The following is a 24,375-nucleotide window of genomic DNA, read 5'->3' on the forward strand; positions in this document are numbered from 1 at the left end:
CTTCTCGTGGGCTTCCGCTTTTCCTCGAGAAGCTAAAGTTCAGGCGCTTTTCAGTTCACGGGCGCCGCCGCGCGCCAGATCCCAGACACTCGCCAGATCGCGGTAGCGGCGCGCCATGTCGGCAATGGCATCCTCATCGGAAAGTGCGCCCGCCAGCCATTGCCGCGCCGCCTCGCCGAAAATCGTTCGCCCAACGGCAAAGCCCTTCACCAGATCGAAGCTTGCCGCCGTCTTGAAGCTTGCTTCCAGTTCGGCAGCAGGCGCATCGAGACCCAGCACCACAATACCACGCGTATAGGGGTCATTGTGGGAGATGGTGTCGCAGGCATTGGCCCAGGCGGCCTCAGTCTTCATCGGCTCCAGCTTCCACCAGTCGGGATAGACGCCGATGTCATAGAAGCGCTGGATGATCGTGGCGGCGGTATCGTCATCGGTCGGTCCGACCTTGGACGGGATGATTTCCAGCAGCATTTCCAGCCGGTTGCGTCGTGCGGCGGTAAAGAGCCGCTTGACGGTTGCCTCCTGCTCCGCCTTCATCTCAGCCGTATCGTCGGGGTGATAGAAGCAGAGAACCTTGACGACATTTTCCAGCGGCCACTCGGAAAGCCCGCCGAAATCGATGCCCAGTTCCGGCTCCAGCGTCAGCGGACGCGACCCCGGCCATTCCACGGGACGTCCAATCCACAAACCGCTGCCGGAGGCCTGGTAAAGCGCATCGCGGCCCAGACGGCCATCGCAGAGAATGCCGTAGCCCGGCTGCCCGCCCGAGACCTCGAGCGCAGCCTTGAGACACAGTTTCTTGAAGTCACCGATACGATCATGCGAGACGCCTGCCTCATCGCACATGGCTTCCAGTTGCATGCGGTGATCAAAGGCGAAAACGCGCATTTCCGGCCATTCGCGATCGCGATTGGTGGACCAATGCACCTGTTCCAGCGCCTCATCCTTGCGCAGCGCCTTGTTGCGAATGCCGGTGCGGTAGAAATATTGCAGCTCTTCCCAGCTCGGATAGGCCGGCGTGCAGCCGTGGCGGGAGACGGCGAAAGCCCCGCAGGCATTGGCATATTTCAGAGCCGTCGGCCAATCCGCGCCCGTCAGCCAGCCCTTGAGAAGACCGGACATGAAGCCGTCACCGGCGCCAAGCACGTTGAACACCTCGATGGGGAAGCCGGGACCGGTCTGACCCTTGTCCAGACTGTCGGGAACATCCCCCTCAAACACCACCGCGCCCATGGGGCCGCGTTTGCAGACCAGTACCGCCTGCGAAACCTTGCGCACCGCCTTCAGCGCCTCCACCGTATCGGTGCTGCCCCCGGCAATGTGGAATTCTTCTTCCGTGCCGACGATGAGATCGAACCAGTGCAGCGTCGATTGCAGTTTGGCGGTCACGGCAGCCGATTCGATATAGCGGCTTTCACCATCGCCGTGGCCTGCAAGACCCCAGAGATTGGGGCGGTAATCGATGTCCAGCGCCGTTTTCGCGCCGTTTTCCCGGGCCAGGCGCAGCGCTTTCAGCACGGCGGCCTCGGTATTGGGATGCGACAGATGCGTGCCGGTGACGCAGACGGAACGGCTTTCGGCAATGAAGGCCGGATCGATATCGTCTTCGCAGAGCGCCATGTCGGCACAGTTTTCGCGGTAGAAGATCAGCGGAAACTGATGCTCGTCGCGAATGCCGAGCAGAACCAGCGCCGTCAGGCGCTTGGGATCGGTCTTGACGCCGCGCACATCCACGCCTTCGCGCAGCAGCTGTTCGCGGATGAAACGGCCCATATGCTCATCACCCACCCGGGTAATCAGCGCGGATTTGAGCCCGAGCCGCGCCGTTCCCGCCGCGATATTGGTTGGCGAGCCGCCGATATATTTATTGAAGGAGGCCATGTCCTCCAGCCGCCCGCCGACCTGCGCACCGTAAAGGTCCACGGAAGACCGGCCGATCGTGATCAGATCGAGTTTCGACACCTGTTTCCTCCCCGTCGCATGTCCCTCAGCCGTGCAACACGGCCCATGGAATGTCTGAATTGAAAATGGACTTTATATTCTATTTTTCCTCATTTCAATCCAAATATTCAATCTTCCTGACGGGCCGTTCCCACGGCGACCGAGAGCGCAATGGCAAGACAGAGCGTGGCCGAGAGCGAGCGGAATGCTCCGAAATCCACCTCCTGCACCGTCAGCATCACCGTATCGCGCTTGCGCAACGGGCTGATCACCGTATCGGTCATGGCGACGACGGGAATACCGCGATTTTCCGCATATTCCACGAGATCGATGGTCTCGGCGGAGTAAGGCGCAAAGGTAATGGCCAGCAGCGCATCGCCTTCGCGCAGCGCATGATGGCTTTCCAGCTTGCCCACAGCGGCGTGCAGCATGGCGGGCACCTGCATTTTTTCCAGCGCATAGGCCATATAGCTTGCCACCGGCAAGGAGCGGCGAAGGCCCATGATGTGAATGAGCCGTGCCTTGGAGAGCACCTTGACCGCCTCATCCAGCACCACGGGATCGATGCCCTGGAGCAGGCTTTCCAAGGAAACACGCCCTGCCTCGACAAACTCCGCAAGAAGGGCGGCGGGGCTGCCGGTGCCGGTCTCGCGCAGATGGTTCAGGCGGGTGGAATAATCCGGCCAGCCACCGACGAAACTGTCGCGAAACAGCCGCTGCATCTCCGAAAACCCGGAAAAGCCGAGAATCTGACAGAAGCGCATGAAGGCCGAGGGCTGCACGCCCGCCCCCTCCGCCATTTCCGCAACGGTGGAAACGGCAATGCGGTCCTTGTTGGCAGCCACGTAATCCGCACATTGCTTCAGCCGCTTCGGCAGCCGGTCCGTCACCTCCGCAAGACGGTCTTCGAAGGCCTTGATGCTGTCCGGCGGCTGATCTGTCTGCATGCGTCCCCTCTGCGGCCTTCGGCGGCCTTGACATAAACACGCGACCATTCTAGCAAAATGGAACGTATATTCCAAACGCGAATATCTGCCCCCCACGGCAAGGGTCCGGGGCGTCATGTTCACATCACAGGTCAGGCCGGCAAGAGGCTGGCGGGAGGACATCTCATGGTAAAGAAACTGGCTCTTCTGGGCGCAGGCCGCATTGGCAAAGTGCATGCCCGCGCCATTGCCGAGGACAAGCGCGCGCGCCTCGTGGCGGTGGCCGACGCCTTTGCGGAGGCCGCACAGGCGATTGCCGATGCGTCCGGTGCGGAGGTCAAGACCATCGAGCAAATCGAGGCGGACGCCTCCATTGACGGCGTATTGATCTGCACGCCCACCAACACCCATGCCGACCTGATCGAGCGCTTCGTGCGCGCCGGCAAGGCGGTCTTCTGCGAAAAGCCGATCGACCTCGACGTCAAGCGGGCGGAAGCCTGCGCCGAAGTGGTGCGTTCCGTTGGCGGCAAGGTCATGCTCGGCTTCAACCGCCGCTTCGATCCGCATTTCCGCGCCGTGCGCAGCGCCATCGACGAGGGCCGGATCGGCAAGGTGGAAATGGTCACGATCACCAGCCGCGATCCCGGCGCACCGCCTGCCGAATACATCAAGGTCTCCGGCGGCATTTTCCGCGACATGACCATTCATGATTTCGATATCGCCCGCTTCATGCTGGGAGAGGAAATCACCTCCGTCATGGCCTCCGCCTCGGTTCTGGTCGATCCGAAGATTGGCGAACTCGGCGATTTCGACAGCGCCAGCATTGTGCTGACCACCGCCTCGGGCCGCCAGGCGATTATTTCCAACTCGCGCCGCGCCACGTACGGCTACGATCAGCGGGTCGAAGTGCATGGTTCGCTGGGCTCGGTTGCTGCGGAAAACCAGCGGCCCGTCTCCATCGAAGTGGCCAACAAGGACGGCTATACCCGCCCGCCGCTGCATGATTTCTTCATGACGCGCTACACCGCAGCCTATGCGGCGGAAATCTCCAGCTTCCTCGACTATATGGAACAGGACGCCGCGCCCTCGCCCTCCATCGAGGACGGGCTGATTGCCCTGAAACTGGCGGATGCAGCGCTGAAATCCGCCCGCGAAAAGGTCGTCGTAACCCTTTGAACGGCAAGAGCATCGGGCCGAAAAGTGGAAACCGGTCCTCGGCTCGATGCGAAAACAGGAAACGACAGCAGGCTGTAAAGCTATGCAGGGCGCGAGATGGATCTCGCGCCTTTTTTACAGCTGCGGATGGAGGCAAAAAACCCGGCTCCCGGGAAACCGCCTACTGCGCCTGATCGCCGGTGCGGGCATCGACCTCTATCGAATGCACGCGTCCCGAAGGCTCTCTCAACGTCATGATGTAAAGATCGGCACTGCCGACTGTCTGAAAATTGACATCGATGATGCGCACGTCATCGGCCAGTCCAAGTTTGCGGATGACCGCGCTTAGAGACTTGAAGCGCCCGCTTTTCACGCCCTCCAGCACCTTCTGGTGCACGGCTTCTTCAGCCGCATCATCCTTGCCGTCGTTGAGAGCAGGTGTGGAGGGGCTATCCCCTCGGGCATCCGTATCCTCCATACGGTTGAATCTTTGGCCACCACCAGGGCCAGGCCCCATACCAGCGCCAGGGCCACCGCCAGGGCCATGGTCACGCCCGGCATCAGGGCCACCCCTCGAACCGGGGCTGCCGGGCATATCCCGGGCCATAAGAGAGCTTGGCTCAAGCAGGCTGAGAGAGATCAGGGCGATCGCTGCCGTCATGCGCCAGCACGAGGGAAGGCTGAGCCTGGAGATAGAGACAGAAAGCATGCGCGGCCCACGCAAACACGCGTCGGCAACCGAATGAGAGAACCGCTGGTGTGAACGGTAAAACATGCCTTCGAACCCGACTCGTCTCCCGGAAACCTTTTCGTCGCAAAGGTCCTTATAACGCCTTTTGCTTTCCAGCGAAGCCTCATACTTCGCGGCATGATGACCGCGCCGTGCTGCATTTCTCCGCTTTGTGCGAAGTCGCGCGTTCGGCCCCTGTCCGAACCGGCACACCCTGAATGATCAGGCTATGACAGAAACTCCGCCGATGCGATGCATGCGGCGGAGTTTCTTCTCAGGCGATCATAACCTGATATCCAACCCAGGGGCATAGGGTCGGTAAACAGGACAGGGAACGTTGTGGGGACGTGGGTGTCTGTCCTGTGAGAAGCAATATGGCTGAACAGCCCTGACGGCTTACTGACGGCTTTGTCAGCATTCTGTCAGGAATGTCGGACGCAAAACCGAAGCCCCCTTTTCTCGGGACCATGCTCTAAAAAGCAATGGGGCCAAAAGGCCCCTGCTCTTGTCTCGCGCCTTACAGCGCCGTGCGTTTTCTCAAACGCACAAAGGACGCTGTAACACTTTAAATCTGCTGCATAATTTTGACCTTAAATCGATTCCGATTTAAGGAATTATGCAGTAGAGCGATGTCCGATCTGATCGAATCAGACCGGTGCTCCAATATGTCAGGCTCAAAGCATAATCTTACCGATCCTTGCTTCACGCCGGCCGGATCATGGCTCTATTTCGGCGCCAGCACCATCATCATCTGCCGGCCTTCCAGCTTCGGCTCGGCCTCGACCTTGGCGATCTCGAGGGTGTCTTCCTTCACCTGCATCAGCAGTTTCATGCCCAGTTCCTGATGGGCCATTTCGCGGCCGCGGAACTTGAGCGTGACCTTGACCTTGTCGCCGTCTTCGAAGAACCGGTTCATCGCCTTCATCTTCACCTCATAATCATGGGTGTCGATATTGGGGCGCATCTTGATTTCTTTGACTTCGACGATCTTCTGCTTCTTGCGGGCTTCAGCCGCCTTCTTCTGGTTGGCGTATTTCAGCTTGCCCAGATCCAGGATCTTGCAGACGGGCGGTTCGGCATTGGGCGAAATCTCAACCAGGTCAAGCCCGGCCTCTTCCGCCATGCGCAGCGCCTGATCGGTCTGCATGACGCCAAGATTCTGGCCCTCTTCATTGATCAACTGTACCCGGGGAACGCGAATCTCCCGGTTGGCGCGCGGCCCGTCCTTAACGGGGGCATCGGCTTTGAACGGTCTGCGAATGGTCGTATTCTCCTCAGTCGTTTCGGACTTTTTTTTGAAAAAGTTTGGCGGGCAGGCGCAGGACCAGATCAAACCCGTCAGCATCGCCTTGAAGAAGACATACGTGCCGGGTTGCCTGTTTCAACAGGAATGCGCCGAAAACCGGTGGCCAATTTTCGGAAATCCTGCTTAGCCCTTGCATTGCGGCGCGCACTCTAGCACCTCTCCTTAAAAAAATCACCAGTCGTCATGGGGCTGTGATCCTGTTTTATTCGCTTTGGAATGTTTTTGGAGAGATTTATGACGGAAGAGACACAGGCAGCGGCGATCAAAAACCTTGTCGTGGGCTCCGGCGACGCCGCAAGGGAGATCGCAACCCTCCACAGGCCGGGTCTCGACGCCTCGCGCCCGGCGCTTGTCTGGCTCGGCGGCTACCGCTCCGACATGAGCGGCACCAAGGCGCTGGAGATGGACCGCGTGGCGGCTGAAACGGGTGCGGCAGCCCTGCGTTTCGACTATTCCGGCCATGGCCAATCGGGCGGTGCCTTTCGCGACGGCACGATTTCGCGCTGGCTGGAAGAGGCGCTGGCGGTCATCGACCATTACGGTTATCGCCGCCTCGTCCTGGTCGGCTCGTCCATGGGCGGCTGGATTGCGCTACGCGCCGTGCAGGAACTGGTAAAACTGAAGACAGCCGACGTTACCGTTCAAGGTATGGTTCTGGTGGCTCCTGCCCCGGATTTCACCCATGATCTCATCGAGCCCAATCTCACCGACAGGGAGCGCGCAGCGCTTGCCGAAAAAGGCTATTTCGAGGAAGTGTCCGAATACAGCCCGGAGCCGAACATCTTCACGCGCGGCCTGATCGAGGATGGCCGCGCCAATCGGGTCCTGACCGGCATGATCGAAACCGGCTGCCCCGTTCACATCCTGCAAGGCATGGCCGATCCGGACGTGCCCTGGCGGCATGCCTTGAAGTTGATGGAACATCTGCCCGCCGACGATGTGGTTCTGACACTGGTGCGGGACGGCGACCACCGCCTGTCCCGGCCACAGGATCTGGCAAAGCTCGCCGCAGCGCTGCACGCCATGCTGGAGTGAGCGAAGCTATAACGCGTCCAGTCTCCCCAGCACATCGGCGGCGGCCTGTCTCAGGTCTTGCCGCTTGCCTTCGTCCATGCGGTTCCAGCTGGCATATATCGTGGTCATGCGCGGATTGCCCTTCAGCACCTTTTCGTTCCGGGCAATAAAATCCCAGTAGAGGGCGTTGAAGGGACAGGCCTTGTCGCCGGTGGATCGCTTGACATCATAGGCGCAGGAGCCGCAGAAATTGCTCATGCGGTCAATATATTTGCCGCTGGCGGCATAGGGCTTGCTGGCCATCAACCCGCCATCGCCATAAAGCGCCATGCCCAGCGTGTTTGGCAATTCCACCCAGTCATAGGCATCGGCATAGACCAGCAAATACCAGTCGCAGACCTGTTTTGGCTCGATCCCCGCCAGCAAAGCGAAATTGCCGGTCACCATCAATCTCTGGATATGGTGGGAATAGGCATGCTCGATGGTATCGCCGATGGCCGCCGCCATGCAGGCCATTTTGGTCTTGCCGTCCCAGTAATAGCGCGGCAGCGGGCGCTTGGCGTTGAGGTGGTTGCGCTCGGCATAGCCCGGCATCTGGGTCCAGTAGAGCCCGCGCACATATTCGCGCCAACCGAGGATCTGGCGGATGAAGCCTTCCACGGCATTGAGCGGCGCCTTGCCATCACGATAGGCTTTTTCTGCCCGCCGGATGACCTGCAGCGGCAGAATCAGCCCGGCATTCAGATAGGACGAGATCAGCGAATGGTAGAGATAGGGTTCACCCGCCACCATCGCATCCTGATAGTCACCGAAATTCGGCAGCACCTTTTCGACGAAATGCTCGTACTCCTTCCAGGCCTGCTCGGCGGTCACGGCAAAATGAAAAGGCCTGAGCGTGCCGAAATGGTCGCCGAAGCGCTCCTCCACCATGTCCAGCACCGCGTTGACGATGGCATCCTTGCGATGGCTCACACGCTTCGGGCCTTTGAGGCCCTTGGGCGGGGACTTGCGGTTGTCTTGGTCGAAATTCCACTGGCCGCCGGTCGGCGCGCCATCGGGCTCCATCAGCACCTCGTAGCGGCGGCGCTTGTCGCGGTAGAAGAATTCCATCCGCAATTGCTTGCGGCCCTTGGCCCATTCGCGAAACTCATCCGGGGTACAGAGAAAGCGATCATCGCCGCGGATTTCGACGGGCCGGTTCAGCTTGCGCTGCCAGCTGCGCATCTCCTGCATCAGCCGGTATTCGCCGGGCTCGGTCACCACGATATTCCCGGGCTGAAGATCTGCAACCGCACGGCGCACCTCCCCGAACAGGCTCTGGCTGTTGTCCGGATCGTCCAGCGTTACATAGCGCACGCTAAAGCCGCGTTTGCGCAAATCTTCGGCGAAATGGCGCATGGCGGAAAAGAGAAAGGCGATCTTTTTCTTGTGATGCGGCACATAGGTCGCCTCGCCCATCACTTCCGCCATCAGCACGGTGGCGGTGGCCGGATCCACCGCCCGCAACGACGACAGCGACGCGCTCAACTGGTCGCCCAGAACGAGAATCAGCGATTTCATAGGGTCTGGCCGATGCGCGCCGTGCCCTTCTGGCCATTATCGCGGATCCAGCGCAGCTGGTTCTCGCCCGTCCGGTAAAGCTCGAAACACATGGGCGCGCCCTTATACCAGGTGTTAAAGCGCTGGCAGAGCCGGTCGCCGTCGATCCACCATTTGCCGGTGTCGTTCGGCTTGACGAAACGGCCAAGCCCAAGCGCCTGACCATCGCCATCCACCACGCCGTTGCGGCGATAGTTCAGCGGAAATTCACCCCCCATCGGCGTTGCGAGAAACACCCGCTTCCCGACGATACTGCGCTGGATGTCCCGCGCTGAATAGCGATCTTCCATGGCCGCGGCAGAACAAGCCGCAGCGATTACCAAGACAAGACCTACCGTAAACCCTCTGATCACAGTCACCCTCCTGATCCAACCTGTGGCCATTAAACGTATTGCTTATGAATACGCTGCCATGCAGCGTTCGGATTGATCGCGATCAGGAAGGGAGGGCTGAAGATGAGCCAGTTTACGGGGTTGTCGGCGCTGCAGGAGGGCTATCAAGCGGTGGTTCTGGGGGCATCCGGCGGTATTGGCGGCGCCATTGCCGCCCATCTGGCAGCCGATCCCCGCTGCGGGAAACTGATCGCGCTGTCGCGAAGCGGGACCGGCCTCGACCTGACCCGGGAGGAAACGGTCGCCGCCGCCGCCGAAGCCGTCAAGGCGCAAGCGGGCGAGATCGATCTTCTCTTCTGCGCCACCGGCGCGCTCACCTTAGACGGCACCGGGCCGGAAAAGACCATCCGAGCCATCACGCCCGAGGCCATGGCGGCACAATTTGCGCTGAATGCGCTGGGACCGGCGCTGGTGCTCAAGCATTTCGCGCCGCTTTTTGCCCGCAACCGCCGGGTGATAGCGGGCTTTCTCTCCGCCAAGGTCGGCTCCATCGGCGATAACCGGCTGGGCGGCTGGATTTCCTACCGTGCTTCCAAGGCGGCCCTCAACCAGATCCTGCGCACCGCCGCCATTGAAATTGCCCGGACGCGGCCGGAAGCCGTGGTTGCCGCCCTGCATCCCGGCACCGTCGCCACCAGCCTTTCCGCCGCCTATTCGGTCAACCACGAGCGGCTGGAGCCGACAGACAGCGCCGCCCGGCTTCTCTCCGTGCTCGATGGCATGACACCGGCGGAAACCGGCAGTTTCCATGGCTATGACGGCAAGGTGATCGAGTGGTAGCGAAATCCGCCGAGGCCGGGCCTGCGTATCGGGAGCAGAACTCATGTCAAAGGAGCCGAACCATGCCGCGTTTGAAATATGCTCTGCTGGGCCTTGGGGCGGGGCTTGCAGCGTCCCTGTCGCCAGCGCTTGCCAGGGATTTTACCTTCGAAGACTACTTCACCGGCAAAACCGTGGCGGAAGGGCGCTTTTCGGCCATTAACGGGGTCAAGCGCAGCTTCACCGTCGATCTGACCGGAAAATGGGATGGCCGCCTGCTGATCCTGAGGGAGGATTTCCGCTTCGATGACGGCAGCCGCGACACCAAGACCTGGCGCTTCGTCAAGACCGGCCCGAAGACCTATGTCGGCACCCGCGAGGATGTGGTGGGCCAGGCGCCTGTGACGCTCACTGGCGATACGGCGCGTTTCAGCTACCTTGTTTATCTTTCACCGGAAACCCAAGGCAACAAGGTGCGTTTTCATGACAAGATGGTGCTGCGCCCGGATGGGAGCGTGTTGAACACCGCCCTTGTCACCAAGTTCGGTCTGCCGGTGGCCTGGACGCGGGTGGAATTCCGCAAACCCGAAGCTATCACGCACAAGCACAGGCCCCTTCACAAAGCCGCAAAGTGAGAACCGTCATGATGATGTCTTCCGTCTCCCGCTCGAAAATCGCCTGGATCACCGGCGCAAGCTCCGGCATTGGCCGCGCACTGGCGCTGAAGCTTGTCGGTGAGGGTTTTCGGGTGGCGGCCAGCGCCCGCAATGCGGACGCACTGGCAGCACTTGCCTCGGAGGCGGGGGACAGCATCCTTGCCTATCCGCTGGACATCACCGACCGTGACGCGGTGAAGGCCACGGCCGCCCGCATCGAGGCAGATCTCGGCCCTATCCAATGGGCGGTGTTTTCGGCAGGCAATTACCTGCGCGAACGCCCAACCGCCTTCGATTCCGAAAAATTGCGGCAGATGGTGGAGTTGAATATCGTCGGCACCGGGCATTGTCTGGAAGCCGTCATTCCCTCGATGGTGGCACGCGGAGAAGGCCGGATCGGCCTGATCGCCTCGGTTTCCGGTTATACCGGCCTGCCCGGCGGCGGCATTTATGGCGGCAGCAAATCCATGCTGATCACGCTTGCCGAGGCCATGCATCCGGAACTGGCGGAAAAGGGCGTGACGCTCTCCATCATCAATCCCGGCTTCGTAAAGACACCGCTCACCGACAAGAATGATTTTCCGATGCCCTTCCTGATCACGGCGGAAGAGGCCGCAGATCACATCGTCCATGGCATGAGCAAGCGCCGTTTCGAGATCGCCTTCCCCTGGCAGATGGTGCTGATCCTGAAACTGCTGCGGCGGCTGCCCTACGGGCTTTATTTCGCCATCACGCGAAAAATGTTGCGCAAGGACCGGTAAGAGAGAGCCTTTACGTGTTTCCTGACGGAAAACCGGTTCCCACTTTTCCTGGAAACCTGTAGTTCTTTGTTTTTCGTGTTTCCGGACGGAAAACCGGTTCCCACTTTTCCTGGAAACACTTTAAAGCCCCCATCTTCCGGATGAGGGCTTTACGTCATCGCGCCAGTTCGAACTGCACGACATCCAGCCTGCCGGTCCTGAAGCCCGCCGCGCAATAATGCAGGTAGTAGCGCCACATGCGGAAGAAGCGCTCATCGAAGCCCAGCGGTGCAATCTGCGGCCAGTGGGCGGTGAAGCTGCGGTCCCAGGTCAACAGGGTGCGCTCGTAATCACGCCCGAAGCGGAAGGCATCGAGAACCTTCAGCCGCGAAGCACTGGCGGTACTTTCGAAGGTTTCGACGCTCGGCAACATGCCGCCGGGGAAGATGTAGGTCTGGATGAAATCGGCGCCACGGCGATATTGCTCGAACCGGCTTTCATCGATGGTGATCACCTGCACGATGGCGCGCCCGCCTTCCACCAAGAGAGCCCGCACACGATCGAAATAAAGCGGCCAATGCTCCTCGCCCACCGCCTCGAACATTTCGATGGACACGATCCGGGTGAAGCTGCCTTTCACATCGCGGTAATCCTCAAGGCGAATATCGGCGTTTGCACCAAGCCCGGCTTTGGCCAGCCGGTCGCGGGCATAGGCCGCCTGTTCGCGTGACAGCGTCAGACCGGTCACGCGGCAGCCGGTGCGGCGAATGGCATATTCGGCAAAACCGCCCCAACCACAGCCAATTTCCAGCACGTGATCGTGCGGGCCGATCTGCAATTGCTCGACGATTCGGGCATATTTCGCCTCCTGCGCCTCGGCCAGGGGCTGGTTGGGATGCGCATAAAGCGCGGAGGAATAGGTCATGGTTTCATCCAGCCACAGCCGGTAGAAATCATTGCCGAGATCGTAGTGGAAGGCGATGTTGCGACGGCTTCCCGCTCTCGAATTGGCCCGCAGACGGTGCTTCAGCCAGGCGACGCGGCGAAACAGGCTGGAAGGCGACATGACCTTTTCCCAGCCCTGCTGGTTGGCAATGGCCAGTTCCAGAAAGGTGGCGATATCCGGGCTGTCCCAGTCACCCTCCAGATAGGCACGGGAAAAGCCGAGCCCGCCGCCGGTCAACAGCCGCCAGACGGTGCGGGCCCTGTTGATCTTCAAAACGGCAGAAGGGCCAGCCTCGCGGCCCTCGACATGCATTTCACGGCCATCGGGAAAGATCACCGTCAGCCGTCCATGGCTGAGGCGCGCCGCCCACCGGCCAAGCACCCGCTGCCAGAACGGCGCTTTGGTAAGGCTTATGGTCGATGCCTGCTGGTCTGCATGGGTCATGACAGGGTCCTCAACGTTGCAGCATATCCAGGAAACTCTTCGGTTTTCCGTTCGGAATGCGTAAAAACAAAAGTTAAAGCGCGTCCGCCCGACGTGTGCCGGGTTCCGGCGCAATCACGGAGCTGGCAACGGCAGACGCAGCCTTGCGATGGCGGTGGATCGGCACGCCTTTCAGCCATAGCCGCAACGCTTCCCAATGAATGGCGCCCATCACCTTGAGCGTCATCAACGGGTAGGAAAACAGCGCCCGCAGCAGGGAGCCATCTGTCAGGCCTTCGCGCCGCCCCTGGAAGGAGGCAAAGAGCAGCGGGCCTTCCGGATCGCTTTCATGAATGGCAATCATCACGCCGTCAGCAGGCGGCTGGATGCGGAAACGATACAAGCAGTCCATCGGCACGAAGGGCGACACATACATTTCCTTGGCGCAGGCATGGCGGATGGCGCCATCCGCGTCAGGCGCAACCGGAATGATATAGGTGTGGCGCTCGTGGAACGTGTTGCAGACCTCGTAGAGGATCGCGGTCAGCACCCCATCCCCATCCCGGCAGAAATAAACGGTCAGCGGATTGAAGACATAACCGAAGATGCGCGGATAACAGAGCATCGTCACCTGAGCGCCGCCTCGTTCCAGCCCGGCCTCAGCCAGCCGCTCCGCGACCCAAGCCCGTAATCCCCCCTTTTTGCCATGGCCGTGATCTGAATCATGCACGCTGAACACGGCGCGGCGATTGTGGCCGAACAGCTTCAGCCCGCGATCGAGCAGGGGCAGTTCATCGAGATCGATGAGCAGGGAAAAGACGCGGTAACGCAGCGCGTGCCGCTTCGGCTTGAAGCGCTGATGCACGACCTCTCCGCGGTAGAGTGCGCTTGCTCCGCTCATTGCGCCGCCATCAGCTGCGTATCGACGAAAATTCTGCCGGAGGGCTCATCCACCGTCCAGGGACGGGCGACACCCCCCAATTGCTCGGCCACGGCAAGACCCGCCTGCAAGCCATCCTCATGGAAGCCACTGCCGAAATGCGCACCGCAGAACCAGGTCCGGCGGCGACCCTGCAACTGCCAGATCCGGCGCTGGGCGGCGATGGCCTTGGCGTCAAACAGCGGATGACTGTAATCAAAGCTGGCGTGAATGGTCTTCGGGTCTATGTCCCGGCTGGGATTGAGGGTTACGAACAGCGGCACGGCCGGATCGAGGCTTTGCAGGCGGTTCATCCAATAGGTGACGCAGAGTGCCGCATCCGCCGTCTCATTGCGGTTGCCGATATAATTCCAGCTGGACCACACAGCCCGGCGTTTCGGCATCAGGGCCGGGTCGGAATGCAGAACGGCGGTGTTGGCCGTGTAGCCGAAAGCCCCCAGAAGCGCGCGTTCCTGCCCGTCAGCATCCTCGAGAAGCGCCAGCGCCTGATCGGCATGGGTAGCAATCACCACGTCATCGAAGCGGTCGCGCTGGCCATCGGCGGTCACCACATCGACACCGCCTTCATGACGCTCGACACGCACCACCTTTCTGCCAAGCCGCACCTCGCCGGCAAAGGCCGAAAGCAGCCTGCCGACATATTCCCGGCTGCCGCCGGAGACAGTGCGCCATTGCGGCCGGTTCTTCAGCTCCACCAGACCGTGGTTGATGAAAAAACGCAGGAAAGCATGCAGCGGATAGGCCCGCATATCGGCAGCGGTCGTAGACCAGATCGCCGCCCCCATCGGCAGCAGATGATCTTCGATAAAGGCCTCGCTATACTGCTCAAGCGCCAGATAATCGCCGAGCGTCGCGGCAATCAGATCCGAGCGCTCCAGAAGCGCATCGGCGGATTTGTAGAAACGCATGATATCCGACACCATGCGCCAGAAACGCGGGCTGAACGCGTTTCGGCGCTGGCCGAGCAGGCCGCCAAGGCCGGAGCCGGAATATTCAAAGCCACCGGAGCGCAGCGAGACGGCAAAGGACATGTTTGAGTCGAGCGTCGGCACCTTCAGCTGCTCGAACAGCGCCACGAGATTGGGGTAGTTGCGCTCATTATAAACAATGAAGCCGGTATCCACCGGCACCGTTTTGCCTGCGGCGGCAACCTCGACCGTGTTGGAATGGCCGCCTGCCCTGGTCTCTGATTCGTAGAGCACGACCGGGCGGCTGCGCGACAAAAGCCATGCGGCGGAAAGCCCTGAAATGCCGGAGCCGATGACCGCCACGCGCTGGCCGCCACGGGGCGGAAACCTGTCTTCCTTGAGTGCCATGATCCCTCCCCTGAACGATCCTGGTGTTTCCCGACCGGCACTGCCGCTTCAGCAAACGAATCGCTGTTCCGTTGAAATTCTTGCCACTCTTTACGAGATGAAGAAGCTCGTGGATTAGCGGATACGGAACTTTTTTGGGTCTGTGATCCAGTGGAAAGCAGGCTGCGTAATGGGGAACATGACAATAACCATTTCCCATACGGCCTTTGAATGCCACAATACCAGGAGCCCGGTCGCACGTCCGAGGGGACGGCGTGGGATTGCCGGTCAACAGGCGCCTTCGCGCGCCAACGGGATGGTTATGGACGCAAAGACCGAGGACATGTCTCACCTTCTCGCGGCTGTGGCGCGGGACAGGGACAAAGAGGCATTCGAGACACTGTTTCGCCATTATGCTCCGCGCGTGAAGGCCTACATGGCCCGGCAGGCGCGTGACAGCCAGGCGGCTGAGGAACTGATGCAGGAAACCATGATGGCCGTCTGGAACAAGGCGGCACTTTTCGATCCGGAGCGGGGCAATGTCTCGGCCTGGATTTTCACCATTGCCCGTAATCTCAGGGTTTCGGCCTACCGCAAGGATCGCAGACCGGAATTCGATCCGCAGGATCCCGCCTTCGTGCCGGATGACGTGCCCTCCGCCGACGAGGAATACCAGAGCCGGCAGGAGGCGGAGCGCCTGCGCATCGCCATGCAGGATCTGCCCAGCGAGCAGCGCGAACTGCTCCAGCTTTCCTTCTTTAACGAAGTCTCTCACAGTACCATAGCCAAGGATCTCAACCTGCCGCTGGGAACGGTCAAATCCCGCATCCGCATGGCCTTTGCGAAGTTGCGTGCCGCCCTCGACGACAGGTTGATGGAGGACCATCGATGAGCGTGCGCCACCATGTCAGTGATGAATTGCTGCTGGATTATGCCAGCGGAAGTCTCAGCGAGGGCTGGGGACTGGCGGTTGCGACCCATCTGGCGCTGTGCCCGGAATGCCGGGTGCGGCTGGGACGTATCGAAGCGGCTGCCGGTGCCTTGATGGATGCGGATGACGTGACGGACGCGCAGGCTGCATCGGTGGACGCCTCCTGGGCCGCCATGCAGGCCCGAATGGCGGAGGCTGACGCACCCGCAACGGCAAAAACGCGGTCATCGACGCAGACGATGGGCAGGCCGGCTGCGATCCTGCCCGAACCTCTGCGCTCCTATGTCGGTGGTGATGTCGGGGAGTTGAAATGGAAGGCGCTTGGACGCGGGGCCTATCACATTCCCATCCGCACCAATGACGGTGAGACGAGCGTGCGGCTGCTGAGGATTCCCGCCGGCAAACCGGTGCCCGAACACACCCATGGCGGGCGGGAGCTGACGCTGGTTCTCGCTGGCAGTTTCCACGATGAAACCGGTCGCTTTGGCCGCGGCGATCTGGAGGACGCCGATTCCTCGCTGGAACACCAGCCGATCGCCGATGAAGGTGAAGACTGCATCTGTCTTGCCGTGACGGACGCGCCTTTGAAATTCAAAAGCCGTCTTTTGCGGATTATCCAGCCGGTTCTGGGGATCTGACCGGTCATTGCTGAGGTTATGACGACACTCTGGGGCGCCGCCGCGAGAACGGCTGCGAAGGGATATTCATGCTGAAATTTGGCATCGCCTACCTCTCGACCGCCATCGTTTTCTTCGGTCTCGATTTCGTCTGGCTGGGAAAAGTTGCGACCAGTTTTTACAAATCCCGCATCGGCGAGATCATGCTGGACAAGCCGAATTTCACGGCGGCGGCGATCTTCTATCTCTTCTATGTCGCGGGCATTGTCTACTTCGCCGTCGCCCCTGCCCTGCAGAGCGGCAGCCTCGCCACGGCCATCGTCAGCGGCGCCATCCTGGGTCTCATCGCCTATGGCACCTACGACATGACCAATCTGGCGACCCTGAAAAACTGGTCGCTGTCCATGAGCCTTGTGGACATGGCCTGGGGCACTTTTCTCACCGCCATTGCCGCAGCTGCCGGTTATGCCGTGACCAGCCGCTATCTGGCGGGCTGACCTCCTGGTTTATAGTTTTCGCACCCCTGCTTCGTGACTGCGATGCTCCTTGAAGGACCGGGTTTCACGTGAATCCGGCTTGATTGATCAAACGGAACTGCCACATTCTTCGCGTAACACGACCATCATGCCTTGCTTTGAGCCGCGATTGGACGCAAACGACTGAGAGCAGGACAGGATACCTCTTTCGAAGAAGAGCATTGACCGCAAAGGCGGCTGCCGGTTTTCCGGTCAATGCGTCAGGTTTACGCGAGGATGCCATGAGCGACACGAAATTTCCGCCGGAAAACAATTTGCCTGCCGGCTATGAGCCACCGAAGGTCTGGAGCCCGGAGGCGGGCAATGGCGGCCAGTTCGCCAGTATCAACCGGCCTGTTGCCGGCCCGACCCATGACAAGGACTTGCCGGTGGGCAAGCATGGGCTCCAGCTTTATTCGCTGGCGACGCCCAACGGCCAGAAGGTCACCATCCTGCTCGAAGAATTGCTGGAAGCAGGCCACAAGGATGCTGACTACGATGCCTGGCTGATCACCATCGGCAAGGGTGAGCAGTTCGGTTCCGGCTTCGTGGACGTCAACCCCAATTCCAAGATCCCGGCGCTGATGGACCACAAGCCGAAGGACGGCGGCGCGCCGGTGCGGCTGTTCGAATCCGGCTCCATCCTCGTCTATCTGGCCGACAAGTTCGGCGCCTTCCTGCCCACGGAGCCGCGGGCCCGCGCCGAGGTGATGAACTGGCTGTTCTGGCAGATGGGCTCCGCCCCCTTTGTCGGCGGCGGCTTTGGCCATTTCTTCGCCTATGCGCCGGTCAAGATCCAGTATGCCATCGACCGCTATGCCATGGAGGCCAAGCGGCAGATGGACGTGCTGAACCGGCAGTTGGCCCATCATCGCTTCGTGGCCGGGGATGCGTATTCCATCGCCGACATGGCCATCTGGCCGTGGTATGGACGGCTGGCGCTTGACCAGTCCTATCCGAATGCGGGCACCTTCCTCGCCACCCACGAATATGAACATGTGGTGCGCTGGGCCAAGGAGGTCGCGGCCCGTCCGGGCGTCAAACGTGGTATTGTGGTCAACAAGGCCTCCGGCGATCCCGGCACCTTCCTGCCCGAACGCCACGATGCCTCGGACTTCGATGGGCTGACGCTTGGTTGATCCTGAAGTGATCTGACAATAACGGATGAAGGAGCAGTTTTTGCTCCTTCTCGCAATCCAAAATACGGACTTAGAGCGCTTTTCGATCTGATTGAATCAGATCAGCGCTCTAAATATTTTATTTTTGAAGCATAATCTTGTCGACCCTCGTTTCACTCCGGTCGGATTATGCTCTAGACGACTGGAGAGACGCGTGGCCAACCTTCCCGAGATGACGAAACACCGGGGCTTTCCTTCGGGAATGCCGGGAACGGGCATCCAGTTCACCATTCGCCGCGCCAATCCGAAAGGCGTGACCCCGCTAAAGAACATCCCCCGACGGGGCCGTCCCGGCACCAAGGAACACCGCATCGACGCGGCCTTCCTGCATGCGCTGTGGCATCATTTCGGTGCGGAACCCTTTGAACGCGGCAATCTCGATGCCGCGCGTCTCAACCTGCTGTTTGGCCGCGAGGTCATACCGGCGGGCAAGGATTTCGATCCGCTCTCCTATGAGGCGATGCTGGTCATCAACGAAAAAGTGGCAAGGCAGACCTTTCCGGAATCCTTCGAGGACGAGTTCGAGGTGTAACACCCCGTCTCCCGGAGCGGGCAGCGGCTTATACGAGGAGTCATTGAAAATGACTCTTCGTATTCCCCTTTCGAATATCTCAAGCCGTTGATGCATTTGAGATATTCGAAATTCTTTCAAGGCGAGGATGCGTTAGCATCTTCGAGCCTTGGTATTACGCCATCAACTGTCCGCCATTCACCTCCAGAACCTGACCGGTGATATAGCCGGAAAGGCTTGCCGCCGCGAGAAACAGATAGGAGGGCGCGCAGTCTTCCGCCGTGCCCAGCCTTTGCAGCGGTATGGACTTGCGGGTCGCCTCCAGCTTTTCGGCGCTGGAATAGCGCTGGTGAAAATCCGTATCGATGGTGCCGGGAGAGACGCAATTGACGCGGATGCCATCTGGCGCAAGTTCCCGCGCCAAAGCCCGCGACCATGTAGAAATGAAGGCCTTGGACGCCGAGTAAAGAGAAGAACCGGGGCTGCCGCCGGTGCGGGCCGAAATCGATACCGTGTTGACGATCGCCGCTTCCTTGGCCTGTTTCAGCAGCGGTAACAGCGCCGTGGTCAGTTCCACCACCGAAGTCTGGTTGAGACGCACCACGCTTTCATATTGTTGCGGGGTCAGCCCTTCGGCGGGAAACCGGCCCTGCATGGTCCCGGCATTGTTGATAAGAACGTCGATATGATCCGTTTCCGCCTGCACGGTGTTGGCGAAGAGGTCCACGCCATTATGGCTCAGAAAATCCGCCGCGATCAATCGTGCCCGGCCCTGCCGCTCCGCCTCGGCCAGCGGCCCCTCCTTCGGCAGGCTGCGCCCCGCATGGGCAATCACCATCGCCCCATGCGCCAGAAAGGCCTCAGCCGTCGCCAGCCCGATGCCGCGTCCCGCCCCGGTGATCACCACCGTCCTGCCCTTGAAAAGCTCCCTGTCGAACATGCATCCTCCCTTTCGTTTTCTTTCGGTTTTTGACTCTACCCACCTTTTCGAAAATTGCACCCGCCCGAGTTATTTGAAGTCCCCGCCCGGACGGAAAACCGCGCTACACTTTTCCTGGAGGTGCTTTCTTTTGCGCACCTCCGGACGGAAAACCGCCCTACACTTTTCCTGGAGGTGCTTTAAGATGAAAGAAAAACGAAACCAGGGAAACACGCATGTTCCTCTCTCCCCGCCAGACTCAGATTTTGGATATTGCCAAGGCCGAGGGCCGGGTGCTGGTGGAGGAACTGGCGAACCGCTTTTCCGTGACACCCCAGACCATCCGCAAGGATCTGAACGATCTGTGTGAATCCCGCCAGCTCACGCGCGTGCATGGCGGCGCGATTTTTCCAAGCGGCGCGGAAAACGTACGCTATGAAGCCCGCCGCTCCATCGCCGCCCCGGAAAAGCAGGCGATTGGCCGCGCCGCCGCCAGCCTCATTCCCAACAATGCCTCGCTTTTCATCAATATCGGCACCACCACGGAAGCCGTGGGGGAAGCGCTGCTCGACCATAAAGAATTGATGGTCATTACCAATAACATCAATGTGGCCAATCGCTTGCGGGTTTTCCCGGCAATAGAGGTGGTGATTGCCGGTGGCGTGGTGCGTGGCTCGGATGGCGGGATCGTCGGGGAAGCGGCGGTAGATTTCATCCGGCAGTTCAAGGTGGATTATGCCGTGATCGGCGTCTCGGCCATCGACCATGACGGCGCGCTTCTGGACTATGACTACCGCGAGGTGAAGGTAGCGCAGGCGATCATGGCCAATGCCCGGCATGTGATCCTGGTGGCCGATTCCTCGAAATTCGAACGCGCCGCCCCCGTGCGCATCGGTCATCTTTCACAGGTTCATACCTTCATTACCGATGTCTGCTCGGTTCCGGCGCTTAAAACCATCTGCCGCGAGCACGGCGTCCGGCTGATCGAGGCTGAGGGAGAAGCTCCGTAAATTTTCTGTGAAAGTTTCATTTGACATTCGCTATAGGTTCGCTTTACCTATCCTGACTTTCGCAATTTGCTGTTTTGCTGCATCGCGAAACAGGAGGGGCGAAACAGGAGGGGTTCGTGTCCGAAGGTCAGGTTTTCGACATTTTCGTCGTCGGCGGCGGCATCAATGGCTGCGGCATCGCCCGGGATGCGGTGGGCCGGGGCTATTCGGTCGCGCTGGCGGAAATGAATGATTTTGCCTCCGGCACGTCTTCCGGCGCCACCAAGCTCATTCACGGCGGGTTGCGCTATCTGGAGCACTACGAGTTTCGCCTCGTGCGCGAAGCCCTGATGGAGCGCGAAGTGCTGTGGGCCATGGCCCCGCACATCATCTGGCCCATGCGCTTCGTTCTGCCGTTTCATAAGGGCGGCATCCGCCCAGCCTGGCTGATCCGGCTGGGGCTTTTCCTCTATGACCATCTCGGCGGCCGCAAGCTTCTGCCTGCCACCCGCTCGCTCAACATGCGCAAGGACCCGGCGGGCAAGCCGCTGAAGCCGCTCTTTACCCGTGCCTTCGAATATTCCGACGGCTGGGTGGATGATGCCCGTCTCGTGGTGCTGAACGCTCGCGACGCCGCCGACAAGGGCGCCACCATTCTCAGCCGTCACCGCGTTCTCGGGGCGCGGCGTGAGAATGGGATCTGGGTGATCGAGGTGGAAGACCGCGCCAATCGGAGCCGCAAGACATATAAGGCGAAGATGCTGGTCAATGCAGCCGGTCCCTGGGTGGATCAGGTTCTCTCAGGCGCCATGGGCAAGAACCGGGCGCATAATGTGCGGCTTGTTCAGGGCAGTCATATCGTCGTGAAAAAGAAATTCGACGATCCGCGCGCCTATTTCTTCCAGAACCCGGATAACCGCATCATTTTTGCCATTCCCTATGAAACCGATTTCACGCTGATCGGCACCACCGACCGGGATTACAAGGGCGACCCCAAGGACGTGGCGATTTCCGACGAAGAGACGGATTATCTCTGCGCCTGCGCCAGCGAATATTTCGCCGAACCGGTGACGCGGGACGATATTGTCTGGACCTATTCCGCCGTGCGTCCGCTGTTTGACGACGGTGCTTCGAAAGCCCAGGAAGCAACCCGGGATTACGTGCTGAAGATCGACCAGCCGGAAGGCGGCGCGCCGCTTCTCAACGTGTTCGGCGGCAAGCTCACCACCTATCGCCGCCTTGGCGAACATGCCTTGGAAAAGATTGGCGAGACCATCGGCGTCAAGGGTACTCCCTGGACAGGCCGCAGCCATCTGCCGGGCGGAGAATTTCAGCCGACCGGCTATGAGGGTGAAGTCGGCAAGCTGAAGCGCGCCTTCCCTTTCCTGTCCGACCGTCACGCCAAGCGGCTGATCCGCTGCTATGGCACGCTGGCGCATACCATGCTGGACAGCGCCAGAACCGAAAATGACCTTGGCCGGCACTTTGGCGGCACGCTCTATCAGACGGAAGTCGACTGGCTGATTGCCCGCGAATGGGCGACAACGGCTGAGGACATTCTCTGGCGGCGCACAAAGCAAGGCCTGTTCCTGAGCCGAGACGAGGCAAAGGGGCTGGAGGAGTACATGGATACGGCCCGGGCGGCTTGATCTGCGAAGCCTGTTTGGCTTTGCCCATAAAAACATGTCGCCGGGTTGGAGGAGGCCTGACGCATATGCTGGAATTACGCAACCTGTCCAAGGTTGTCGCGGGGGATACGCATATCCATCCGACGACATTGACGCTGCAACGCGGCTCGCTCAACGTGCTGCTGGGACCGACGCTGTCTGGAAAAACAAGCCTCATGCGGCTGATGGCGGGGCTGGACAAGCCCACCTCCGGGCAGCTCTTCTTTGACGGCAAGGATGTCACCGGCGTTCGGGTGCAGGATCGCTCGGTGGCCATGGTCTACCAGCAATTCATCAACTATCCGGCGCTCACCGTTTACGAAAACATTGCTTCGCCGCTGCGCATCCGCAAGGTGGAGAAGGCCGAGATCGACCGGCAGGTCCGCCGCGCCGCCGATCTGCTGAAGCTCACGCCCTATCTGGAACGCACCCCGCTCAACCTCTCCGGCGGGCAGCAGCAGCGCACGGCGCTGGCCCGCGCCATCGTCAAGCAGGCAAGCCTCGTGCTGCTGGATGAGCCGCTGGCCAATCTCGATTACAAGCTGCGGGAGGAATTGCGGGAGGAACTGCCGAAAATCTTTGCCGAATCCGGCGCGATTTTCGTTTATGCCACCACGGAACCGTCCGAAGCACTGCTTTTGGGCGGCAATACCGCCACGCTTTCGCAAGGCCGCATCACGCAGTTCGGGCCGACTATCGAGGTCTACCGCCGCCCGCAGGATCTGATGACCGCGAAAACCTTTGCCGATCCGCCGCTGAACACGGTGGAGGCAGCGCGGCGCGGTGCGGACTTCGTGATCGCCACCGGCCAGAGCATCCCGGTGCCGCCGCATCTTGCCGATGTGCCTGAGGGCGCGGTCACCCTTGCCTTCCAGCCGCACCATCTCTCCCCCCGCGCCGAGGGCACTGACGCCAGCGCACTGCAAGCCCGCTCGATGATTTCCGAAATTTCCGGCTCGGAAAGCTTCATCCATCTTGGGCTGGGGGACGCCCGCTGGGTCATGCTCACCCACGGCATTCACGAGGTGGAGGCGGAGCGGGAGTTTACGGTCTATCTCGACCGGCGACACCTGATGGCCTTCGACGGAACGGGCCGTGCGCTTGGGAAGAACGCCCCGGCACATGATGGGATGGAGGCTTGAATGGCACGTATTTCCCTTGATCATCTGCGCCACGCCTATGGGCCGAAGGGCCTCGCCAATCCCGTCTATGCGCTGAAGGAAGTGCATCACGATTTCGATGATGGCGGCGCCTATGCCCTGCTCGGCCCCTCCGGCTGCGGCAAGACCACGCTGCTCAACATCATTTCCGGCCTGTTGCAGCCCTCGGAAGGGCGCATCCTGTTCGGAGAAACGGATGTCACCAACCTGCCGACGGAAGCCCGCAACATTGCGCAGGTGTTCCAGTTCCCGGTCGTCTATGACACCATGACCGTTTACGACAATCTCGCCTTTCCGCTCAGAAACCGGCAGGTGCCAGAAGCCGAGATCGAGAACCGGGTGCGCGGCATCCTGAAAATGATCGATCTGGAAAGCTGGGCCAGACGCAAGGCGCGCGGCCTGACTGCCGACCAGAAGCAGAAGATTTCGCTCGGCCGCGGCCTGGTGCGCTCGGACGTCAATGCCATCCTGTTCGACGAGCCGCTCACCGTCATCGATCCGCATATGAAATGGGTGCTGCGCACGCAGTTGAAGCAGCTTCACCGGCAATTCGGCTTCACCATGGTCTATGTCACCCATGACCAGACCGAGGCACTGACCTTCGCCGACAAGGTCGTGGTGATGTATGATGGCCAGATCGTGCAGATCGGCACGCCTGCCGAGTTGTTCGACCGGCCAAGGCACACCTTCGTCGGCTATTTCATCGGCTCACCGGGCATGAATGTCATGGCGGCGGGCATTGATGGGGCAGAGGCCATCATTGGCGGTTCGCGCGTGGCGCTGCCCGGCAGGCCGGTCATTCCCGGAGCTGCCAAGACCGAGCTTGGCATTCGCCCGGAATTCCTGTCGCTTTCGCGTGAAGGCCTGCCCGTCACCATCCGCAAGGTGGAGGATATTGGCCGGCAAAAGATCGTGCGCGCCGCCTTTGCCGATCAGCCGATTTCGCTGGTGTTGCGCGAGGATCAGGAGATCCCGGCTGACGCGAAACTTCGCTTCGACCCCGCCGCCATCCACATCTATGCCGATAGCTGGCGGGTGGATTACGCCATGACCGGGAGGGCCTGAC

General features: G+C 60.5%; 24 protein-coding genes. 14 read left to right on the forward strand and 10 right to left on the reverse strand.

All coding sequences use genetic code 11. The features are described 5' to 3' along the window. Positions 1-39: 39 nt before the first annotated feature. Complete coding sequence (locus QO005_RS09080) at positions 40-1,962, reverse strand: bifunctional 5-dehydro-2-deoxygluconokinase/5-dehydro-2-deoxyphosphogluconate aldolase (RefSeq protein ID WP_307157673.1); 1,923 nt, start codon at positions 1,960-1,962, stop codon at positions 40-42. A 107-nt stretch (positions 1,963-2,069) separates the two neighbouring features. Further along, positions 2,070-2,888 carry a MurR/RpiR family transcriptional regulator gene (locus QO005_RS09085; RefSeq protein ID WP_307157674.1) on the reverse strand — a complete coding sequence of 273 codons (819 nt, stop codon included), beginning with the start codon at positions 2,886-2,888 and terminating at the stop codon, positions 2,070-2,072. Between the two features lie 165 nt (positions 2,889-3,053). On the opposite strand from QO005_RS09085, the gene iolG reads away from it, so the two are divergent. Beyond that, positions 3,054-4,043 (forward strand): inositol 2-dehydrogenase, encoded by a 990-nt coding sequence (gene iolG, locus QO005_RS09090; RefSeq protein ID WP_307157675.1) that lies wholly within the window; start codon positions 3,054-3,056, stop codon positions 4,041-4,043. Positions 4,044-4,203: 160 nt separating this feature from the next. Here the strand turns inward: iolG and QO005_RS09095 are convergent, their stop codons facing one another. Together QO005_RS09095 and infC are read right to left on the reverse strand one after the other, a co-directional pair. Further along, complete coding sequence (locus tag QO005_RS09095; protein ID WP_307157676.1) at positions 4,204-4,500, reverse strand: hypothetical protein; 297 nt, start codon at positions 4,498-4,500, stop codon at positions 4,204-4,206. A 976-nt stretch (positions 4,501-5,476) separates the two neighbouring features. Continuing rightward, on the reverse strand, positions 5,477-6,013 hold the full coding sequence (gene infC, locus QO005_RS09100; protein WP_307157757.1) for a translation initiation factor IF-3: 537 nt from the start codon (positions 6,011-6,013) through the stop codon (positions 5,477-5,479). Between the two features lie 279 nt (positions 6,014-6,292). On the opposite strand from infC, the gene QO005_RS09105 reads away from it, so the two are divergent. Then, positions 6,293-7,093 carry an alpha/beta hydrolase gene (locus QO005_RS09105; RefSeq protein ID WP_307157677.1) on the forward strand — a complete coding sequence of 267 codons (801 nt, stop codon included), beginning with the start codon at positions 6,293-6,295 and terminating at the stop codon, positions 7,091-7,093. 6 nt (positions 7,094-7,099) lie between these two features. Here QO005_RS09105 and QO005_RS09110 read toward each other — a convergent pair whose 3' ends face one another. Then, positions 7,100-8,632, reverse strand: coding sequence for a cryptochrome/photolyase family protein (locus tag QO005_RS09110; protein WP_307157678.1), 1,533 nt, complete (start codon positions 8,630-8,632; stop codon positions 7,100-7,102). After that, a complete protein-coding gene (locus QO005_RS09115; protein WP_307157679.1) occupies positions 8,629-8,961 on the reverse strand; it encodes a hypothetical protein in 333 nt (110 codons plus the stop codon). The genes QO005_RS09110 and QO005_RS09115 overlap by 4 nt, the downstream gene beginning before the upstream one ends. 165 nt (positions 8,962-9,126) lie before the next feature. Here QO005_RS09115 and QO005_RS09120 point away from each other — a divergent pair, with 165 nt between their 5' ends. The 3 genes from QO005_RS09120 (at position 9,127) to QO005_RS09130 (ending at position 11,239) form a co-directional block, all read left to right on the forward strand. Continuing rightward, entirely contained in the window at positions 9,127-9,843 is a 717-nt protein-coding gene (locus tag QO005_RS09120; RefSeq protein WP_307157680.1) for an SDR family NAD(P)-dependent oxidoreductase, read from the forward strand. Between the two features lie 62 nt (positions 9,844-9,905). After that, on the forward strand, positions 9,906-10,457 hold the full coding sequence (locus tag QO005_RS09125; RefSeq protein ID WP_307157681.1) for a DUF3833 family protein: 552 nt from the start codon (positions 9,906-9,908) through the stop codon (positions 10,455-10,457). An 8-nt stretch (positions 10,458-10,465) separates the two neighbouring features. Next, positions 10,466-11,239 (forward strand): SDR family NAD(P)-dependent oxidoreductase, encoded by a 774-nt coding sequence (locus tag QO005_RS09130; protein ID WP_307157682.1) that lies wholly within the window; start codon positions 10,466-10,468, stop codon positions 11,237-11,239. Positions 11,240-11,393: 154 nt separating this feature from the next. Here the strand turns inward: QO005_RS09130 and QO005_RS09135 are convergent, their stop codons facing one another. From QO005_RS09135 to QO005_RS09145, 3 genes are all read right to left on the reverse strand, one after another. Beyond that, on the reverse strand, positions 11,394-12,608 hold the full coding sequence (locus tag QO005_RS09135; RefSeq protein WP_307157683.1) for an SAM-dependent methyltransferase: 1,215 nt from the start codon (positions 12,606-12,608) through the stop codon (positions 11,394-11,396). 73 nt (positions 12,609-12,681) lie between these two features. After that, a complete protein-coding gene (locus QO005_RS09140; protein ID WP_307157684.1) occupies positions 12,682-13,488 on the reverse strand; it encodes a DUF1365 domain-containing protein in 807 nt (268 codons plus the stop codon). Continuing rightward, entirely contained in the window at positions 13,485-14,843 is a 1,359-nt protein-coding gene (locus QO005_RS09145; RefSeq protein ID WP_307157685.1) for an NAD(P)/FAD-dependent oxidoreductase, read from the reverse strand. Before QO005_RS09145 ends, QO005_RS09140 begins: the two co-directional genes overlap by 4 nt. Before the next feature lie 322 nt (positions 14,844-15,165). Between QO005_RS09145 and QO005_RS09150 the strand changes: the two genes are divergently transcribed. The 5 genes from QO005_RS09150 (at position 15,166) to QO005_RS09170 (ending at position 18,595) form a co-directional block, all read left to right on the forward strand. Further along, entirely contained in the window at positions 15,166-15,714 is a 549-nt protein-coding gene (locus QO005_RS09150; protein ID WP_307157686.1) for a sigma-70 family RNA polymerase sigma factor, read from the forward strand. Beyond that, entirely contained in the window at positions 15,711-16,391 is a 681-nt protein-coding gene (locus tag QO005_RS09155; RefSeq protein ID WP_307157687.1) for a ChrR family anti-sigma-E factor, read from the forward strand. The genes QO005_RS09150 and QO005_RS09155 overlap by 4 nt, the downstream gene beginning before the upstream one ends. Before the next feature lie 71 nt (positions 16,392-16,462). Next, on the forward strand, positions 16,463-16,867 hold the full coding sequence (locus QO005_RS09160; RefSeq protein WP_307157758.1) for a DUF2177 family protein: 405 nt from the start codon (positions 16,463-16,465) through the stop codon (positions 16,865-16,867). Between the two features lie 260 nt (positions 16,868-17,127). Continuing rightward, a complete protein-coding gene (yghU, locus tag QO005_RS09165) occupies positions 17,128-18,024 on the forward strand; it encodes a glutathione-dependent disulfide-bond oxidoreductase (RefSeq protein WP_307157688.1) in 897 nt (298 codons plus the stop codon). 193 nt (positions 18,025-18,217) lie between these two features. Further along, complete coding sequence (locus tag QO005_RS09170) at positions 18,218-18,595, forward strand: hypothetical protein (RefSeq protein ID WP_307157689.1); 378 nt, start codon at positions 18,218-18,220, stop codon at positions 18,593-18,595. Positions 18,596-18,749: 154 nt separating this feature from the next. Here QO005_RS09170 and QO005_RS09175 read toward each other — a convergent pair whose 3' ends face one another. Beyond that, a complete protein-coding gene (locus tag QO005_RS09175) occupies positions 18,750-19,514 on the reverse strand; it encodes an SDR family NAD(P)-dependent oxidoreductase (RefSeq protein WP_307157690.1) in 765 nt (254 codons plus the stop codon). 215 nt (positions 19,515-19,729) lie between these two features. On the opposite strand from QO005_RS09175, the gene QO005_RS09180 reads away from it, so the two are divergent. The 4 genes from QO005_RS09180 to QO005_RS09195 all read left to right on the forward strand — a co-directional run bounded on the left by QO005_RS09180 (position 19,730) and on the right by QO005_RS09195 (position 24,374). Next, positions 19,730-20,503 carry a DeoR/GlpR family DNA-binding transcription regulator gene (locus tag QO005_RS09180; RefSeq protein WP_307157691.1) on the forward strand — a complete coding sequence of 258 codons (774 nt, stop codon included), beginning with the start codon at positions 19,730-19,732 and terminating at the stop codon, positions 20,501-20,503. A 116-nt stretch (positions 20,504-20,619) separates the two neighbouring features. Then, positions 20,620-22,131, forward strand: coding sequence for a glycerol-3-phosphate dehydrogenase (gene glpD, locus QO005_RS09185; protein WP_307157692.1), 1,512 nt, complete (start codon positions 20,620-20,622; stop codon positions 22,129-22,131). Positions 22,132-22,196: 65 nt separating this feature from the next. Next, positions 22,197-23,291 (forward strand): ABC transporter ATP-binding protein, encoded by a 1,095-nt coding sequence (locus QO005_RS09190; protein ID WP_307157693.1) that lies wholly within the window; start codon positions 22,197-22,199, stop codon positions 23,289-23,291. Then, positions 23,292-24,374: an ABC transporter ATP-binding protein gene (locus QO005_RS09195; RefSeq protein WP_307157694.1), complete on the forward strand. Its 1,083-nt coding sequence runs from the start codon at positions 23,292-23,294 to the stop codon at positions 24,372-24,374. It begins immediately after the preceding gene. Position 24,375: the final 1 nt, after the last annotated feature.

It is taken from the genome of Allorhizobium paknamense (assembly GCF_030815125.1).
Taxonomy (GTDB): domain Bacteria; phylum Pseudomonadota; class Alphaproteobacteria; order Rhizobiales; family Rhizobiaceae; genus Allorhizobium; species Allorhizobium paknamense.

What these genes read in the sequence shown, in the direction of transcription:
- QO005_RS09190 (WP_307157693.1), top strand. Translation starts at nt 22,197, where the DNA reads ATGCTGGAATTACGCAACCTGTCCAAGGTTGTCGCGGGGGATACGCAT.
- QO005_RS09135 (WP_307157683.1), bottom strand. Translation starts at nt 12,608, where the DNA reads ATGACCCATGCAGACCAGCAGGCATCGACCATAAGCCTTACCAAAGCG.
- iolG (WP_307157675.1), top strand. Translation starts at nt 3,054, where the DNA reads ATGGTAAAGAAACTGGCTCTTCTGGGCGCAGGCCGCATTGGCAAAGTG.
- QO005_RS09180 (WP_307157691.1), top strand. Translation starts at nt 19,730, where the DNA reads ATGTTCCTCTCTCCCCGCCAGACTCAGATTTTGGATATTGCCAAGGCC.
- QO005_RS09110 (WP_307157678.1), bottom strand. Translation starts at nt 8,632, where the DNA reads ATGAAATCGCTGATTCTCGTTCTGGGCGACCAGTTGAGCGCGTCGCTG.
- QO005_RS09155 (WP_307157687.1), top strand. Translation starts at nt 15,711, where the DNA reads ATGAGCGTGCGCCACCATGTCAGTGATGAATTGCTGCTGGATTATGCC.
- QO005_RS09085 (WP_307157674.1), bottom strand. Translation starts at nt 2,888, where the DNA reads ATGCAGACAGATCAGCCGCCGGACAGCATCAAGGCCTTCGAAGACCGT.
- QO005_RS09130 (WP_307157682.1), top strand. Translation starts at nt 10,466, where the DNA reads ATGATGATGTCTTCCGTCTCCCGCTCGAAAATCGCCTGGATCACCGGC.
- QO005_RS09140 (WP_307157684.1), bottom strand. Translation starts at nt 13,488, where the DNA reads ATGAGCGGAGCAAGCGCACTCTACCGCGGAGAGGTCGTGCATCAGCGC.
- QO005_RS09115 (WP_307157679.1), bottom strand. Translation starts at nt 8,961, where the DNA reads ATGGAAGATCGCTATTCAGCGCGGGACATCCAGCGCAGTATCGTCGGG.
- QO005_RS09095 (WP_307157676.1), bottom strand. Translation starts at nt 4,500, where the DNA reads ATGGAGGATACGGATGCCCGAGGGGATAGCCCCTCCACACCTGCTCTC.
- QO005_RS09195 (WP_307157694.1), top strand. Translation starts at nt 23,292, where the DNA reads ATGGCACGTATTTCCCTTGATCATCTGCGCCACGCCTATGGGCCGAAG.
- QO005_RS09175 (WP_307157690.1), bottom strand. Translation starts at nt 19,514, where the DNA reads ATGTTCGACAGGGAGCTTTTCAAGGGCAGGACGGTGGTGATCACCGGG.
- QO005_RS09150 (WP_307157686.1), top strand. Translation starts at nt 15,166, where the DNA reads ATGTCTCACCTTCTCGCGGCTGTGGCGCGGGACAGGGACAAAGAGGCA.
- QO005_RS09145 (WP_307157685.1), bottom strand. Translation starts at nt 14,843, where the DNA reads ATGGCACTCAAGGAAGACAGGTTTCCGCCCCGTGGCGGCCAGCGCGTG.
- yghU (WP_307157688.1), top strand. Translation starts at nt 17,128, where the DNA reads ATGAGCGACACGAAATTTCCGCCGGAAAACAATTTGCCTGCCGGCTAT.
- QO005_RS09125 (WP_307157681.1), top strand. Translation starts at nt 9,906, where the DNA reads ATGCCGCGTTTGAAATATGCTCTGCTGGGCCTTGGGGCGGGGCTTGCA.
- QO005_RS09120 (WP_307157680.1), top strand. Translation starts at nt 9,127, where the DNA reads ATGAGCCAGTTTACGGGGTTGTCGGCGCTGCAGGAGGGCTATCAAGCG.
- QO005_RS09105 (WP_307157677.1), top strand. Translation starts at nt 6,293, where the DNA reads ATGACGGAAGAGACACAGGCAGCGGCGATCAAAAACCTTGTCGTGGGC.